Raw genomic sequence first — 15,094 nt, forward strand, 5'->3', positions numbered from 1 at the left:
GGTCGCCCGATGCAGGTCCGGCGGCCGGGGTCGAGTCGTCGCTGACCCGCCGTCAGCCCGGCAGCCGGTAGTGCAGGTGCGCCGGGACGGCACGGCGGATCGCCGCCTCCACCTCGGCGGCACCCCGCCAGTCCTTGGCCCGGAACACCACCGAGACCCCGGAACCGGCCATCAGCAGCAGCATCTCGTCGCCCGGGCCGACCTGCTCGAGCTTGAGCCCGACGACGCCGGGGTACCGCACGGTCGCCCACGTGTCGTCGTCGTGGCCTGTCCGGACCGACAGACCGTCCGGACCCGCGATGAGGCGTGAGCCGCGCGGCATGGCCGAGCCGAGGCGGGCCCGGTCGTACGTCGTGCCGTCCACCAGCGCCCCACCCGACTGGTCGAGTCGGGGCAGGTCGGGGACCGCCACGCCCGAGGGCACCGCGACGACCAGGGTCGGCAGGGCGGCGCGGAGCGCGGCGGACACGTCGTCCCGGTGCAGACGGTCGGTGGCGGACGGGTCGCGGCCCAGGCTGAGCGCGCTGCCCACCAGCTCGCGGATCGCCTGGTCGGTGGCCCCGGCGGCCAGCACCTCGGGGTGGTGGCGTTCCTCCCGCAGGATGGCCCGCTGGTGGTCCAGTTCGGCGTCCGTCACGCCGTGGTCGCGCAGCTCGGTGACGACCCGCCAGGCTTCGTCGGCCAGCCGTTGCGCCTGCGCCTCGGGCCCCTCGGCGGCGACCGTGGCCAGTACCCGCTCCCCGGCCACCGGCTCGATCGACGACACGAGTTCGTAGATCAGGCCGAGGTCGTGACGCAGCCGCCGCAGCAACCGATCCACCAGCACCGACCATCCGGCCGCGAACGCCGGGGTCCACCCGGCCGCGACGGTGAGCAGGATCGAGTCCGGCGGACCCTCGGTGACGCTCGGCGTGGGCGTCGCCACCACCGGCAGGTTCTCGACGGTGGCGTGGGCGTCCGGAACCCAGTCCCCCGGCGCGTCGGGCAGCGGCAGCCGCAACCCGGCCGGTGGCGGGCCACTGAGCACGAGCACCGCGTTGCCCCGGTGGAACCAGCGGCGGCCCCAGGCCTCGACGTCCTCGGCCGTCGCGAGGTGCGGTGCGATCTGGACGTTGCCGAGCAGGCCGAGTCCCTGGCTGCCGAACCGGATGGTCGGCGGCAACCAGCCGAACACACCGATGTTCGACCCGGACTCCTCGGCCAGCAGCACCGCCCGCTCGCGCTCCAGTACCCCCAGGTCCAGGGCGGCCAGCGACCGGCACACCTGCTCGAGGTGGCGGACCACGACGTCAGGGCTGCTGGCCACCTCGAACGACGTGAGCCTGGGGTGGACCGAGGCGTTGCAGGCGTACGGCACCCGGGTGAACGGCTGCATGGCCAGGTGCTCGACCAGGTGCGTGATGCCGGTGCGGACGAAGGGCTCGTCCCGCATGCCGACGCCGAACAGCAGGTCGGCCTCCAGTCGCCCGGGCCGTTCGCACCAGTGCACCGGGACGCCGTCGATGACCGTCCGGTGCACCACCTCGTCGTCCGGTCCGTCCTCGACGGTGCGGTCGGTGATCGGGGACCGGGCGAGAGGTCCGTCGTCGAGGGGCGTCGCCGCGGGGCCGTGCGGGGTGGCCGCGGTGACCACCAGACCCGCGCCGGCCCCCGTACTGCCGTCCCCGCGGACCCGCTCGATGGTGGTGAAGGCGGACAGCGGCATCGCCTTGTCCATCACCCAGGTGTCGTCGACGGTGGTGAGCACGCCGGCCGGTCCGTGCACGCTCGCCGAACGGATGGCGTCCCAGCCGATCTCGGTGACCCAGTCGCGGCCCAGCGGCGTGCGGCGCTGGGTCAGCAGCACCCGGCGGTCCGTCGCCGTCAGCAGCTGACCGGCCATCCGGCCCCGACCCTGCAGCCGGCCGTAGGCCAGCGCGAGCACCCGTTCCTGCGAGTCGAGCAGCCGGGCGATGAGCTTGAGGTCGCCGCGCATCAGTCGCGCGACGTCGCCGAACGTCGACGTCGCGCGGTCCCGCAGCTCGGAGAAGCGGCGTGCGGCGTCGGACGGGTCCTGCAGGTCGCGCTGGTCGGCGTCGGCCACCGTGCGTCCTTCCCCACCGTCAGCGATTCAATCCCTCACGGTAGGGAAGGAACCGTTGTGAGTAGGTGTGGAACGTGACGAGTATCACTGCATCCGGGCGACCTCCCGCTGGTGGCGGGTCGGCTTCGGCGTCACCGGCCACCACGTCCGCCGGCCCAGGTCGGACGCCAGCGCCGGCACCAGCAGCGTCCGGACGACCAGGGTGTCGAGCAGCACGCCGAAGGTGACCAGGAAGGCGATCTGGGCCAGGAACAGGATCGGGATGACGAACAGCGCGGCGAAGGTGGCGGCCAGCACCACGCCGGCGCTGGTGATGACGCCGCCGGTGACCCGCAGGCCGCGCAGCACACCCTCGTTCGGGCCGTGCACGGCGACCTCCTCGCGCACCCGCGTCATCAGGAAGATCGAGTAGTCGACCCCGAGCGCGACCAGGAACACGAACGCGAACAGCGGCACGGCCGGATCGGCGCCCGGGAAGTCCCACCAGTGGTTGAAGACCAGCGCGCCGACGCCCATCGCGGCGCCGAACGACAACACCGTCGCCACGATCAGGATGAGCGGCGCGACCAGCGACCGCAGCAGCACGATGAGCACCAGCAGCACCGCGACCAGGATGACCGGGATGATCAGCCGCAGGTCGTGCTCGGCGGTGGTGACGGTGTCGTACTGGGTGGCGGTGGTCCCGCCGACCAGGATCTGCTCGCCGTCGGACAACGCATGCAGCGCGGCCCGGGCCGCGCGGATGGTGTCCTCGGCGGCCTGCGAGTCGGCCGCGTCGGTCAGCGTGGCCTGCACCTGCACCCGTCCGTCGACCACCAGCGGTGGGCCACCCGGCCGGCCGCCCTCGCCGACCAGCCCCGCGGCGGTCACCCCGGGTGTGCTCGACAGCGTCTCCACGACGGCGTCGCCCGCCGCCTCCGGGGCGATGACCACGACCGGATCGCCGGACCCACCCGGGAAGTGGTCGACCAGGGCCTCTTGGCCGTCGATCGAGTCGACGTCGGTGAGGAACACGTCGGTCTGCGGGGTGCCGGACGCCTTGAACGTCGGCACGGCCAGGCACGCGACGGCCAACGCGCCGGCGGTGATCAGCCAGGTGCGCCGCGGATGCCGGCCGACCACGTCCGCGATGACCACCCAGATGCCCCGCCGGGCGGGCCGCTCGTGCTGTGCGGTGTGCGGCCGGGCTGCGTCGGTGGCGTGGCGACCCTCGGCCGATCGTGCAGTGGCCGGCGGGTGCGGGATCCGCGGCCAGAACAGCCACCGTCCGGCCAGCAGCAGCGCCGGCAGCAGGGTGAGCGCGGCCAGGAACGCCGCGACGATGCCGATGGCCCCGACCGGCCCCAGCGAGCGGTTCGAGTTGAGGTCGGACAGCAGCAGGCAGAGCAGGCCGATGATCACCGTTCCGGCCGAGGCGGCCACCGGTTCCAGGCAGGAGCGCCAGGCCCGGCGCATGGCGGTGGCGGTGGACGTGACCCGGGTGAGTTCCTCGCGGTACCGGGACACGAGCAGCAGGCCGTAGTCCGTCGCGGCGCCGACGGTGAGGATGAACAGGATCCCCTGGCTCTGACCGTTCAGGACGAGCACGTCCTCGCGGGCGAGCAGGTAGACCACACCACCGGCCAGTGCCAGCCCGCTCACCGAGGTGAACAGCACCACCAGCGGCAGCGCGATGGCCCGGTAGATCAGGATCAGAATGACCAGCACCGCGCTGAGAGCGACCAGCAGCAGCACGCCGTCGATGCCGGCGAATGCCGCGCCCAGGTCGGAGACCAGGCCGGCCGGGCCGGCCACGTGGGCGCTCGCCCCGGCCGCAGCGGCGACGGCCGCCGCTCGCACCTCATCGACGATCCGGTCCAGGGGCGGCTCCCCGGAGGCGTCCGCGGTGCTGACCAGGTCGGAGTCCAACGGCAGCACCAGGAGGGCGGCCTGGCCGTCCTCGGACGGGACGAGCGGCGCGGCGGCCCCCCCGACCAGGAACTGGCCGACCGTGCCGACCCCCTCGACCTCGATCGCGGCGACCGACCCGGCGAAGGCGTTCCACGACGTCAGCTGCTCCGGCGAGGCCGGCAGGCCGTCGGTGTCCGCCGTGCCTCCCACGCTGAACACCACGAACGCGGGCAGCGACGGTCGGTCGGAGAACGCGCGCGCCGCCTCGGCCGCCTCCACCGACTCGGCGTTGGCCGGCAGGAACGACTCCTGGTCGTTGGACTGCACCGACGACAGCGCCCCGATGGCCGGGCCACCCAGGCCGGCGATGGCCAGCCAGGCCACCACCACCGCCAGCAGGGCGGCGCCGCGCAGCACGCCGCGGCCGCGGCGGGCCCCGTGCCGGCCGGGGGCGGGTGGGGTCTCGGTCGTCATCGGGGTCCTTCCGGAGCGGCCGGGCAATACTCAGCATGCTGAGTGTTCCGGTCATGCTGCCACACGGTGCGGATTGATCGGGGCACGATGAGGACCGGTCGTGGACAGGGACTCGGACAGGGACAGGGAGGGACCGCCGGATGAGCTGGGAGCAGCACGAAGCTTGGGCGACCGGCCGGTTGCTGTCGACCGCGGCCCGCCTGGTGGAGAACACCTGGAACGCCCGGCTGCGTGACGACGGGGTGACCCACGCGGGGGTCGTCGTGCTGGCCACCCTGATGGCCGGTCCGGCCGACCAGCGCGTCCTGGCCCGGGCCCAGCACGTCACCGAACAGACCATGGGACGCACCCTGGCGCACCTCGAGCAGACCGGCCACATCACCCGGGACGCCGACCCGGCCGACCGTCGCCGCCGGGTCGCGCAGCTCACCGACCGCGGCCGCGGGCTGGTGGCCTCGTTGTCCGATCGCGGAGAGCGGCTCACCGACGACATCCTGCGGACGGCCGGTCAGGACAGTGCCGCCCTGCGTGCCGGGCTGATCGCGTTGATCAGTGCGCTGGCCGGTCCGGGGAGCGACGCCCAGGACTGACGGTGCGATGCGCCGACGTGGGATGAGCAGATCGTGCGATGAGTTGCGCGGCGCCCGGCAGTCGGTCGTGTCGGATCCGCTGTGTCGATCGAGCCGCGGCGGCGGCCGCCAGGAGGCTCAGTGGGACGACTCGTCATCACCAGCTCCATCACCGTCAACGGCGCGTTCGAGGCGCCGGTCCCCGAACCGGACGGCTGGCTGGTCCTCGACCCGGACAGTCAGCAGGCGGCCCTGGACCTGTGGCAGGCGGCCGACGCGATGCTGGTCGGCCGTCGGACCTACGAGGGCCTGGCCGCGGTGTGGCCGCGGATGGCCGACCTGCCGGGCTACGAGGCCTTCGCCCACCGGATGAACTCCATGCCCAAGTTCGTCGCCTCCCGGACCCTGACCGGCCCGCTCACCTGGAACGCCACCCTGCTGGAGGGCGACGTCACCGCGAGCGTCAGCGCGCTCAAGGCCCGCACGCCCGGCGACCTGGTCGTCACCGGGACCGGTGAGCTGGCCCGGAGCCTGCTGGCGGCCGGTCTCGTCGACGAGGTCCGGTTCTCGCTGAGCCCGTACCTGTGGGGCACCGGGCCGCGGGTCTGGGACGGCATCGCCGACGTCCGTCTGCAGCTGATCGCGGCGACGACGTTCAGCTCGGGCGTGGTGCAGCTGCGGTACCGGCCGGACGTGCCGGAGCGCTGATCACCGGTCGATCAGCACGACCAGCTCCTGGGTGGCCCGGGTCATGGCCACGTACCGGTCCACCGCCTGCTCGATCGTCGCGGCGGGACGCCCGGTGTCGACCAGGACGACCAGGTCGAACTCCAGGCCCTTGGCCGTCTCCGGGGACAGCGAACGGATCCGGGGGCGGCCGGGGAACGTCGGGTCGCCGATGACGCAGCCGATGCCGTCCGGGTCCGCCGCGGTCCAGGCGTCCAGCACGGCGTCCAGCTCGGCCACCGTGCCGCGACGCACGGGCCGACCGGTGCTGCGCACGGACGTCGGCACGGTGACGTCTGGCAGCACCGCCCGGATCACCGGTCCGGCTGCCTCCATGATCTCCACCGGGGTCCGGTAGTTGATCCGCAGCGACGCCTGCCGGACCTGGTCGAACCCGACCCGGCGGAGCCGGTTGGTCCAGGACTCGGTGAAGCCGTGCCGGGCCTGGCCGCGGTCGCCGACCACCGTGACGCTGCGGGACGGACAGCGGCGCAGCACCATCCGCCACTGCGCGTCGGTCAGCTCCTGCGCCTCGTCCACCACCACGTGGGCGAACGCCCCGACCAGCACGTCGGGATCGGCCGTGAGCGTGTCGCTCTCGTCGTCCAGGGCGTTGCGCAGGTCGGCGCCGCGCAGCATGCTCATCACGGCCATCTCCGAGTCGTCCGACTCGATGAGCGCCTCGACCACCTCGTTCATCTCGCCCCGGCGGGCGGCCAGAGTGGCGCTGCGACGACGGTCGCGGTCCGCCGCCCGAGCGTCGCCCACCTGGTGCCGCGCCGCGTCCAGCAGTGGCAGGTCGGACACGGTCCAGCGCTTCCCGTCGGCTCGGTGCAGCCGGGCGATGTCGTCAGCGCTGAGCCAGGGTGCGCACCAGCGCAGGTAGGTCGGCACGGTCCACAGGTCGCCGACCACCTCCGCCGCGTCCAGCATCGGCCAGGCGCGATGCAGGGTGTTGCGCAGCTCGCGGCTGCGCAGCAGGGCCGGCCGCACCTGGTCCTCGGGAGCGTCGAGATCGGTGGTGCGCAGGATGATCTCGACCAACTCCGCGGCGATCACCTCGCGGGCCTCGTTGTGCGGGGTGCCTGCCTCCGGAGCCTCGAACGCCTCCGCCCACTCGTCCGGTCCCACGGTGACGTCGCCCCAGTCGGTCTCGATCGTCGTCGAGGCGTCCGGCGGCTCCTCGGAGAACCGGACGGCGCGGTCGATCGCGTCGACCATGCGGGTCTGCGCCTTCAGTGCGGCGACCTGCGGATCGGACTCCGGGACGGCCGCCGCACCCTCGGCCACCAGGTCCCGCAGGGTGCAGGTCCGGACGCCCTCCTCGCCGAGGCTGGGCAGCACGTCGGCCACGTAGCTCAGGTACGGCTCGGACGGGCCGATGAACAGCACGCCGCCGCGGTGGTGGCCCAGCCGTGGGTCGGAGTACAGCAGGTAGGCGGTGCGGTGCAGGGCCACCACCGTCTTGCCGGTGCCCGGCCCGCCGTCCACGACCAGCGCGCCACGCGAGTCGGCCCGGATGATCGCGTCCTGGTCGGCCTGGATGGTGCCGAGGACATCGCGCATCCGGTCGGTCCGGGTGGCGCCGAGACTGGCGATGAATCTGGACTGGTCGTCCAACGTCTCCCGCCGGATCGAGTCGTCCCAGGCGAACACCTCGTCCCAGTAGTCGGTGATCCGGCCCCGGGTCCAGCGGTAGCGGCGCCGGCTGGTCAGGCCCATGGGGTCGGCGTGGGTGGCGCCGAAGAACGGCTCGGCGACGGGGGAGCGCCAGTCCACGACCAGGTGCCGGCCGGTGGCGTCGGACAGCCCGATGCGGCCGACGTAGGTGGGTCCGTCGGCGTCCGCAGGAACGATGCGGCCGAGGACCAGGTCGAGCCCGAAGCGGCGCAGGGTGCGCAGCCGGGCGGTGAGCCGGTGCACCTCCTGGTCTCGTTCCAGCGCCCGCTGGTAGCCGCCACCGGGGGCGCGGCGGGTCTCGGCGAGCCGGTCGGTCAGCTCGGCGATCGACTGCTCCAGGCAGGCCGCGATCTCGGTCAGGTGCTGCTCGTCGGTGCCGATGAGCGCCGGGTCGGCCTTGGCCGCACGGTCCTCGGGGAGGTGGAAGATGCTGATGGACAACGGCTTCACCGTGATGGGCTCCGTTTCGCTGCAGGACGCGCCGCGGTCGCTTCGGGCGGTGCAAGGAGCCAGGGTGCGCCAGGACCGGGGTCTTGTGGCAAGACCCCGTGTCGGCTGTACGTTGAAGTGGGAGTAGCGGTCAGTACTTCGCCGACGTCGCCCGCTGCCCGGCCGTCACCCGGATGAACTCGAGTCTCTCGGCGTCGGTAGACCCGTCGGCGACGGTGTAGACCACCAGTCGGACGTCCGATCCGGGCACCGTGAGGACGTCGCAGTCGCAGGTGATGTCCCCGACGTCGGGATGCTCGATGGTCTTGCGTGACGAGACGTGTCGGCCCACGGCACCCTGGTCCCACAGCTGCGCGAAGTCTGCGCTGGTGGCTCGCATCTCGGCGATGAGGGCCGGCAGGTCCGGGTCGTCCGGATGATCGACCAGCGCGGTCCGCAGGTCGGCGACGAGCGCGCTGGGCAGGCCGACGTCGTCGTGCTGCCGCACCGGCCAGCCGGACAGGCCACCGGTCCGGCCGGCGAACACCGCGCGGATGAGGTTCCGGTCGGCATCGCTGCGGTCGGTCGGATCACCGATGAGCACCGCCCATGCCGGCGTCCACATCAACAGGGTCCAGTCGGCGCTGAACACCCCGACCGGGAAGTCGCCGAGGCGGGACAGCATCCGCTGGACACCGGGCGGGACGTGTCGGGAGACAGTGCCGGCGGCGGGCGGCAGCAGCCCGGCCAGTCGGTGGGCGTGGTCCCGTTCGGTGGGCTGCAGTTGCAGCGCCCGGGCCAGCGACGCGACGACCTGGGCGGACGGATGGGTGGCGCGGCCCTGCTCGAGGCGGATGACGTAGTCGACGGACAGGCCGGCCAGATCGGCGAGCTCCTCGCGGCGCAGCCCGGCCGCCCGGCGTCCGGGCCGGTCCGGCAGGCCGACGTCGCGCGGGGACAACCGGTCCCGCCATCGGCGCAGCGCCGTGCCCAGGGTCTCGCCGTCCATGGCCTCCATCTTGGCGCCGTCGGGCGGGCGGAGACTGGTACTGCCCGTCCCACGGTCGGACCGTGCCTTCCGCGGTGCCGTCGTGCGACCGCAGAGTGGCGGCATGACCACGACCTTCATCACCGGTGCCAACAAATCCCTCGGCTACGAGACCGCCCGACGGCTCATTGATCTGGGCCACACGGTCATCATCGGTGCGCGGGACGCGGACCGGGGTCGGGCCGCCGCGGACGCCCTGGGCGGCCGGTTCGTGCAGATCGACGTGACCGACGAGCAGTCCGTGGCGGCGGCCGCAGCCGACGTCGAGGCGCACGAGGGGACCGTCGACGTGCTGGTGAACAACGCCGGGGTGTCCGGCCCGCTCGCCCCCATCGATGCGCTCGCGCCGGCCGACTTCACCGCGGTGCTCGACACGAACGTCGTCGGCATCGTGCGGGTGACGCGTGCGTTCCTGCCATTGCTGCGCCGGTCGGCGAACCCGGTGATCGTCAACGTGTCCAGCGGGATGGGCTCGTTCGCGGCCACCCACGATCCCGACCGGATCGAATCGACGATCGTCGGACCGTTCTACACCGCGTCGAAGGCAGCCGTGACCATGCTGACGACGCAGTACGCCAAGGGTCTGCCGGACATCAAGGTCAACGCGGCCGATCCCGGCTACACGGCCACCGACTTCAACCATCACACCGGACACCAGACCGTGACCGAGGGCACCGACGCGATCGTCGAGCTGGCCACCATCGGCGTCGACGGGCCGACGGGGGTGTTCCGGGACCGGGCGGGGGTGGTCGCCTGGTGAGGCTCGTTCGCGGTCATGGCGACGACGACGGCGGGTCGGGGCGCCGTCGGTCGTTCGATCGGGACACCAGGACGGCCACGGCGGCGACGATGAGCGCCGGCGACACCGAGGGCGATGATCGCGAACGGTCGTCCGGGCAGGACGTCCAGATCGCCGAGCAGTCGAACCACCAAGGATGACCGGGTGCGCGATGGACGGCTGCACCAGAGCGATGCGTCCGTGGGCAGCCTGGATCGCGAGTGTGGTTCCGAGCAGGACCGAAAGCCCTGATGAAGCAGCACGTCTCGCGATCGGACGTCAGGCGCCGGACAGTGGGTGACTTCGGTGTCGGGCGGTCAGCGACGGGCGCGATCGGTGTCTGTCGTGCGGGTCGCCGTCGCTCCGCGAGAAGCGCTGTGGCAGATGCGTCGTCGCACATCGTCCGTTCGCCGGTGATCGGGCTACTCGACAGTGCGACGACCGGAACGCCACCCGTTCGATCATGTGGATAACCTCGAAACATGCTGATCAACGCCGTATGATCGAACACATGTCGAACACGCTGACCCAGCAACCGGTGACCCCGGCCGTGGTCACCGCGTGGGTCGACCAATTCGCCACCACCGGGCCGCACGGGCTCGGCGAGCACGACCTGGTCGAACTGATCACCGGTCTCGAGCGGCTCAAAGCCGCCGCGGCCGCGGTGCAGGCCCGGTCCACGACTGCGCTGTTGGACAGTCAACTCACCGCCTCCGACAGTGCGGCCTCGCCGAATGAGTCGGGTGATGCGGCCAAGCGGCGGCGGCTCGCGGTCCGCCGATCCGTCGGCGCGCAGGTCGCCCTCGCCCGTCGGGTCTCACCGCACCAGGGCGGCCGCCACCTGGGCCTGGCCGTCGCCCTGCGCGACGAGCTGCCGAAGCTGGGCGCCGCCCTGCGCCGCGGTGCGGTCAGCGAATGGAGGGCCACCCTGGTCGCCCGGGAGACCGCCTACCTCAACCCCGACCTCCGCCGCGCCGCCGACCACGAACTGGCCGGCTCGTACGCCGGGCTCGGCGACCGGGCATTGGCCGCCGAAGCGACCCGGATCGCCTACCGACTCGACCCGAAACAGGCGGTCGCGCGGAACGCCAAAGCCCACCACGACCGGCGGGTCAGCCTCCGCCCGGCGCCGGACTGCATGACGTACCTGACCGCGCTGCTGCCCGTCGTGCAGGGCGTCGCCGTGATCGCGGCCCTGCAGCGGCACGCTGACACCGTGTTCGCCGCCGGCGACGAGCGTGGCCGGGGCCAGGTCATGGCCGATGAGTTGGTTGCTCGCGTCACCGCCGTCGCCGCCCCCGCCGCCGACACGGTCGAGGCCAGCGATGACGCCGCTGACATGAGCGACCTGCCCACCGTGCCCGCGGGCGTCGACCTGACCATCAACCTGGTCATGACCGACCGCACCCTGCTCGACGGCGACACCGAACCCGCCGTCATCGTCGGCCACGGCCCCATCCCCGCCAGCCTCGCCCGGCACCTCATCCGCCAAGCCCCCGAATCATCGCGCGTCTTTGTCCGGCGGCTGTTCCAGGACCCGACCGGCCAGCTCACCCACGCCGACCCCAGACGCCGTCGGTTCGCGTTCTTGGACCGACAGTTCCTCATCGCCCGCGACCAGACCTGCCGAACACCCTGGTGCGACGCCCCCATCCGCCACGCCGACCACATCCAGCCCCACACCGACCAAGGCCCCACCCTGCTCGACAACGGCCAAGGCCTCTGCGCGCGCTGCAACCTCACCAAGGACCACGACGGCTGGCACACCGACGGCACCGGCGCGGCGGCGGTCATCATCACGCCGACGGGCCATGAGTACCGCAGTGTCCCGCCCACACCACCGCGCTCGGCGGAGTGGGACGGGACCGACTCACTCGAAGCAGGCTCAGCGGGGGCGGCCGACGCCGGCCGCCCCGTCCCGCAAGCCGATCAGGCGCTGGTGCTCGCGGCCCGGCGCGGCAGTCGCCAGTTGGGACGCGGGAAATGGCAGGTGTAGCCCCACGGGATCCGCTCCAGGTAGTCCTGGTGCTCCGGCTCGGCCTCCCAGAAGGCGACCTCCGGGACGACCTCGGTGACGACCTTGCCGGGCCACAGGCCGGAGGCGTCCACGTCGGCGATGGTGTCCTCGGCGACCTGCTGCTGCTCATCGTCGGCGTAGAAGATGGCCGAGCGGTAGCTGGTGCCGATGTCGTTGCCCTGACGGTTCTTCGTCGACGGGTCGTGGATCTGGAAGAAGAACTCCAGCAGATCCCGGTAGGACGTCACGGCCGGGTCGTAGATGATCTCGATGGCCTCGGCGTGGCCCGGGTGATTCGTGTACGTCGGGTGGTCGTTCTGCCCCCCGGTGTAGCCGACCCGGGTGCTGACCACGCCGGGCTGCTTGCGGATGAGGTCCTGCATGCCCCAGAAGCAGCCACCGGCCAGAACTGCACGTGCTGTCGTCATCAGGTCTCCTCGATCGCAGGGAAGCGCACAGCGCTCGGCTGTCCGAGCGTATCCAGTACAACCACGGCCAGGTTCGTGGTCATCCCACCGGTCATCCCGGTCCGGCTGTCAGCTGGGCAGTCGGTAGTGCCGGTCCACCGGCACGGCCTTCCGGATCGCCTCGGCCACGGCCAGCGCGCCCTTGCGCCAGTCCTTGGCCCGCCAGATGAGCGACGGCCCGCTGCCGACGACCAGCATGAGCACCTCGTCGCCCGGACCGATCTGCTCGATGCGCAGCCCGACGACGTCGCGGTACCGCACCGTCGTCCACGTCTGGCTGTCGCCCGACCGCACCGACAGGCCCTCCTCGCCGGCGACCATCTCGGAACCACGGGGGACCGCCGAGCCGAGCAGTGCCCGCTGGAACGGCACACCCGTCACCACCGGACCGCCGGAGCTGTCCAGGGCCGGGAGATCGGTCGGTGCGGCCGCCGGCGGGACCGCCAGGACGGCCGTGTCCAGTGCGGTCTGCAGTGCCTCGTCGACTGCCCAGGGCTCGACCGAGACGTCGGGATGAGCGACGGGCACGGTCAGGTCCATCAGATGGGCGGCGGCCTGGGCCAGAGCGGCGTCGACGCTGTCGGGCGAACGGTCCGCGACCGCCCCCACCTCAGCGCTGGTCACCGGGCGGCTGGGCAGGTTGGCGATCGCCTGCTGCACGGCGGCCGCCACGGTCCCGGCGCTGCCCGTGTCCACCGATGCACCGAGGGAGGCGACGACGCGGTCACCGGAGACCGGCAGCACCGTCACCGCCATGGCGACGTCCGGAACTCGTGCTCGCAGCCGCTGCTCCAGCACCGCCCAGCCCACGGCCAGCTCCGGCGTCCAGGCGTCGAACACGCTGAGCAGCACGGCGTCCTCGGCCGGCGTCCACCCCGGGACCGGTCCGGCCACCGGATCGAGCAGGTCGGCGGCGTCGTGCACGCCCGGCCACCAGCGTCCCCGCGGTGCCGGGACCGGCAGCCGCAGCCCGGCCGGCGGCGCATCGTCGAGCACCAGTGCGGCGTTGTCCCGGTGGAACCACCGCCGCGCCCAGGTGATCACGTCGTCGACGGTGGAGGTGTGCGGGGCCAGCTCGGCCGCGGCCAGCAGCCCCACGCCGCGGTTGCCGAACCGGCTGAACGCGGGCAGCCATTCGGCCGTGCCCAGGTCGGGACGGGGCACCGGGCTGGTGGTCAGCTCACGCCACTCCTGGCCCAGCCCGCTGACGTCGAGCACCGCCACCGCGCGGGACAGCCGCTCGATCGCGTCGGCCACCGCCACATCGGCCCCCGCGACCTCCAGGGTGGTCAGATGCGCGTCCACCGACATCGCGATCGGCAGCGCGACACCGGTGCGCACCGCGGTCTGCTCGATCAACCGGGCCACCAGCCGGGTGATCCCGGTCCTCGGGAACGCCTCGTCGCGGATCCCGACCCCGAACACCAGCCGCGCCCGGAGCACCCCCGGAATTCCGGACCGCCGCTCGGGCCAGAACACCGGCACTCCGTCGACGTCCCGCCGGGCCACGCCGTCCAGGTGCACGTCGTCCCCGGCGTCGGCCAGCCGCTCGGACCGGGGCGCGAGCGGCGGCGGCGCGGTCGGAGCAGGCGCGCCGCGGCTGTCGCCGCGGAACCGGTCGATGACCTCGAACGCGTGCAACGGCATCGCCTTGGTCAGCCGCCAGGTCGCGGCCGTGGTGCTCAGGAACCCGACGTCGCCCTGCACCGACGCCGACCGCACGTCGTCCCACGCCACCTCCTGCACCCAATCCCGGCCGATCGGGGTGACCCGGCGCTGGGTGAGCAGGATGCGGCGGTCGGTCGCGGTGACCAGCTGCGGCACCATCCGGGCCCGCCCCTCCAGTTGGCCCATGGCCAGGGCCAGCACCCGCTCCCCGGGCTGCAGCAGGCCCGCGATCATCCGCAGGTCACCGCGGATGATCCGGGTCGCGCTGCCCAGGTAGGAGCCGGCTGCGGCCAGGAGTTCGTCGAACCGCCCGTCGGGAGCGGACGACTGCGGGTCGTGCGGCGCGGGCGTGTCGGCCACCGGGCCCCCTCTTCCGGTCGGTCGAATCTGGGCTCCCACTCTAGGAGACCGGGCTCCACCGGCCGGTCGGGTTCACTCGCCGGCGACCGCCCGCCGCAGCGCCGGCAGCACCTCGTCCAACGGCCGGTCCGACTGCAGCACCACCACGGTGGTGCCCTGGCCCGGCTCACCCACCCGCTCCTCGGGCGCGGTGAACAGCCGCACCACATCGGCCAGGGCGTCGTCCACTTCCGTCACCGGATCGTCCGACTCGCCGCGCAGCCACCGGCGCAGCACGTGGTTGTGCGCGGCGACCACGGCCGCCGCCATCAACTCAGCCTGCAGGGCCGTGAGCGACGCCGGCCCGACCCAGCTGCTGATGAACTCCCGGAACAACCGTTGGTACCGCGCCCCCGAGGCGATCTCCCGGTCCCGCAGCGCGCCGACCCGGCTGGTCAGCGCGTACCGGTTGCGCGCCCGGTCGCCCTCCTCCAGGTAGCTCAGCAGGACCAGCCGGACCGCATCGGACACCGCGATCAACGCGGTCCGTTCGGTGGAGGTGGCCAGCCGCTGCCGGATCGACTCCAGCAGCACCTCGTGCCGCGGGAAGATGACCTCCTCCTTCGATCGGTAGTGCCGGAAGAACGTGGTGCGGCTGACCTGCGCCCGCTCGGCGATCTCCTCGACGGTGGTCTGCTCGTACCCACGCTCGTCGAACAACTCGAACGCGGCGTCCATCAGTCGCTCGGCTGCCGGGCGGGCCGTCGGGGCCGGCCGGGTGGACGGCAACGGACTCGTCCCGGTCATGGGTCTCACCTCCGGTTGCACCACCAGGTGGTACCGAGTACCGTCCATCCGGCACTAGGTACCGACATTGTGCGGCACGGCGACCGTCGTGGTCCAGCCTCCGCCGGCCCGGTGCCATG

Annotated in this window: 11 protein-coding genes; 4 read left to right on the plus strand and 7 right to left on the minus strand. The window is 72.8% G+C overall.

The genetic code is table 11. The annotated features are described in order from the left end of the window. Positions 1-52 precede the first annotated feature (52 nt). Together JL106_RS17365 and JL106_RS17370 are read right to left on the minus strand one after the other, a co-directional pair. Positions 53-2,083: an insulinase family protein gene (locus JL106_RS17365; protein WP_205262021.1), complete on the minus strand. Its 2,031-nt coding sequence runs from the start codon at positions 2,081-2,083 to the stop codon at positions 53-55. 84 nt (positions 2,084-2,167) lie between these two features. After that, entirely contained in the window at positions 2,168-4,447 is a 2,280-nt protein-coding gene (locus tag JL106_RS17370; RefSeq protein WP_205262022.1) for an MMPL family transporter, read from the minus strand. A gap of 140 nt (positions 4,448-4,587) precedes the next feature. Between JL106_RS17370 and JL106_RS17375 the strand changes: the two genes are divergently transcribed. Next, the gene (locus JL106_RS17375) at positions 4,588-5,037 is read left to right on the plus strand and encodes a MarR family winged helix-turn-helix transcriptional regulator (protein WP_205262023.1); all 450 of its coding nucleotides are present in this window, start codon (positions 4,588-4,590) and stop codon (positions 5,035-5,037) included. A 120-nt stretch (positions 5,038-5,157) separates the two neighbouring features. After that, the gene (locus JL106_RS17380) at positions 5,158-5,724 is read left to right on the plus strand and encodes a dihydrofolate reductase family protein (RefSeq protein WP_205262024.1); all 567 of its coding nucleotides are present in this window, start codon (positions 5,158-5,160) and stop codon (positions 5,722-5,724) included. Here the strand turns inward: JL106_RS17380 and helR are convergent, their stop codons facing one another. Beyond that, positions 5,725-7,872, minus strand: coding sequence for an RNA polymerase recycling motor ATPase HelR (gene helR, locus JL106_RS17385; protein WP_205262025.1), 2,148 nt, complete (start codon positions 7,870-7,872; stop codon positions 5,725-5,727). Between the two features lie 130 nt (positions 7,873-8,002). Continuing rightward, positions 8,003-8,860: a helix-turn-helix transcriptional regulator gene (locus JL106_RS17390; protein WP_205262026.1), complete on the minus strand. Its 858-nt coding sequence runs from the start codon at positions 8,858-8,860 to the stop codon at positions 8,003-8,005. A gap of 103 nt (positions 8,861-8,963) precedes the next feature. Between JL106_RS17390 and JL106_RS17395 the strand changes: the two genes are divergently transcribed. Together JL106_RS17395 and JL106_RS17400 are read left to right on the plus strand one after the other, a co-directional pair. After that, entirely contained in the window at positions 8,964-9,659 is a 696-nt protein-coding gene (locus tag JL106_RS17395; RefSeq protein ID WP_205262027.1) for an SDR family NAD(P)-dependent oxidoreductase, read from the plus strand. A 529-nt stretch (positions 9,660-10,188) separates the two neighbouring features. Further along, complete coding sequence (locus JL106_RS17400; RefSeq protein ID WP_205262028.1) at positions 10,189-11,673, plus strand: HNH endonuclease; 1,485 nt, start codon at positions 10,189-10,191, stop codon at positions 11,671-11,673. On the opposite strand, the gene msrA is transcribed toward JL106_RS17400, so the two are convergent. The 3 genes from msrA to JL106_RS17415 all read right to left on the minus strand — a co-directional run bounded on the left by msrA (position 11,607) and on the right by JL106_RS17415 (position 14,975). Next, on the minus strand, positions 11,607-12,122 hold the full coding sequence (gene msrA, locus JL106_RS17405; RefSeq protein ID WP_205262029.1) for a peptide-methionine (S)-S-oxide reductase MsrA: 516 nt from the start codon (positions 12,120-12,122) through the stop codon (positions 11,607-11,609). The two genes, JL106_RS17400 and msrA, sit on opposite strands and share 67 nt — an antisense overlap. Positions 12,123-12,230: 108 nt before the next feature. Continuing rightward, on the minus strand, positions 12,231-14,189 hold the full coding sequence (locus JL106_RS17410) for a hypothetical protein (RefSeq protein WP_205262030.1): 1,959 nt from the start codon (positions 14,187-14,189) through the stop codon (positions 12,231-12,233). A 72-nt stretch (positions 14,190-14,261) separates the two neighbouring features. Then, a complete protein-coding gene (locus JL106_RS17415) occupies positions 14,262-14,975 on the minus strand; it encodes a TetR/AcrR family transcriptional regulator (protein ID WP_205262031.1) in 714 nt (237 codons plus the stop codon). Positions 14,976-15,094 lie beyond the last annotated feature (119 nt).

The organism is Nakamurella leprariae (assembly GCF_016918035.1).
In the GTDB taxonomy this organism is placed as follows: Bacteria; Actinomycetota; Actinomycetes; order Mycobacteriales; family Nakamurellaceae; genus Nakamurella; species Nakamurella leprariae.

What these genes read in the sequence shown, in the direction of transcription:
- JL106_RS17370 (WP_205262022.1), bottom strand. Translation starts at nt 4,447, where the DNA reads ATGACGACCGAGACCCCACCCGCCCCCGGCCGGCACGGGGCCCGCCGC.
- JL106_RS17375 (WP_205262023.1), top strand. Translation starts at nt 4,588, where the DNA reads ATGAGCTGGGAGCAGCACGAAGCTTGGGCGACCGGCCGGTTGCTGTCG.
- JL106_RS17390 (WP_205262026.1), bottom strand. Translation starts at nt 8,860, where the DNA reads ATGGACGGCGAGACCCTGGGCACGGCGCTGCGCCGATGGCGGGACCGG.
- JL106_RS17395 (WP_205262027.1), top strand. Translation starts at nt 8,964, where the DNA reads ATGACCACGACCTTCATCACCGGTGCCAACAAATCCCTCGGCTACGAG.
- JL106_RS17400 (WP_205262028.1), top strand. Translation starts at nt 10,189, where the DNA reads ATGTCGAACACGCTGACCCAGCAACCGGTGACCCCGGCCGTGGTCACC.
- msrA (WP_205262029.1), bottom strand. Translation starts at nt 12,122, where the DNA reads ATGACGACAGCACGTGCAGTTCTGGCCGGTGGCTGCTTCTGGGGCATG.
- JL106_RS17415 (WP_205262031.1), bottom strand. Translation starts at nt 14,975, where the DNA reads ATGACCGGGACGAGTCCGTTGCCGTCCACCCGGCCGGCCCCGACGGCC.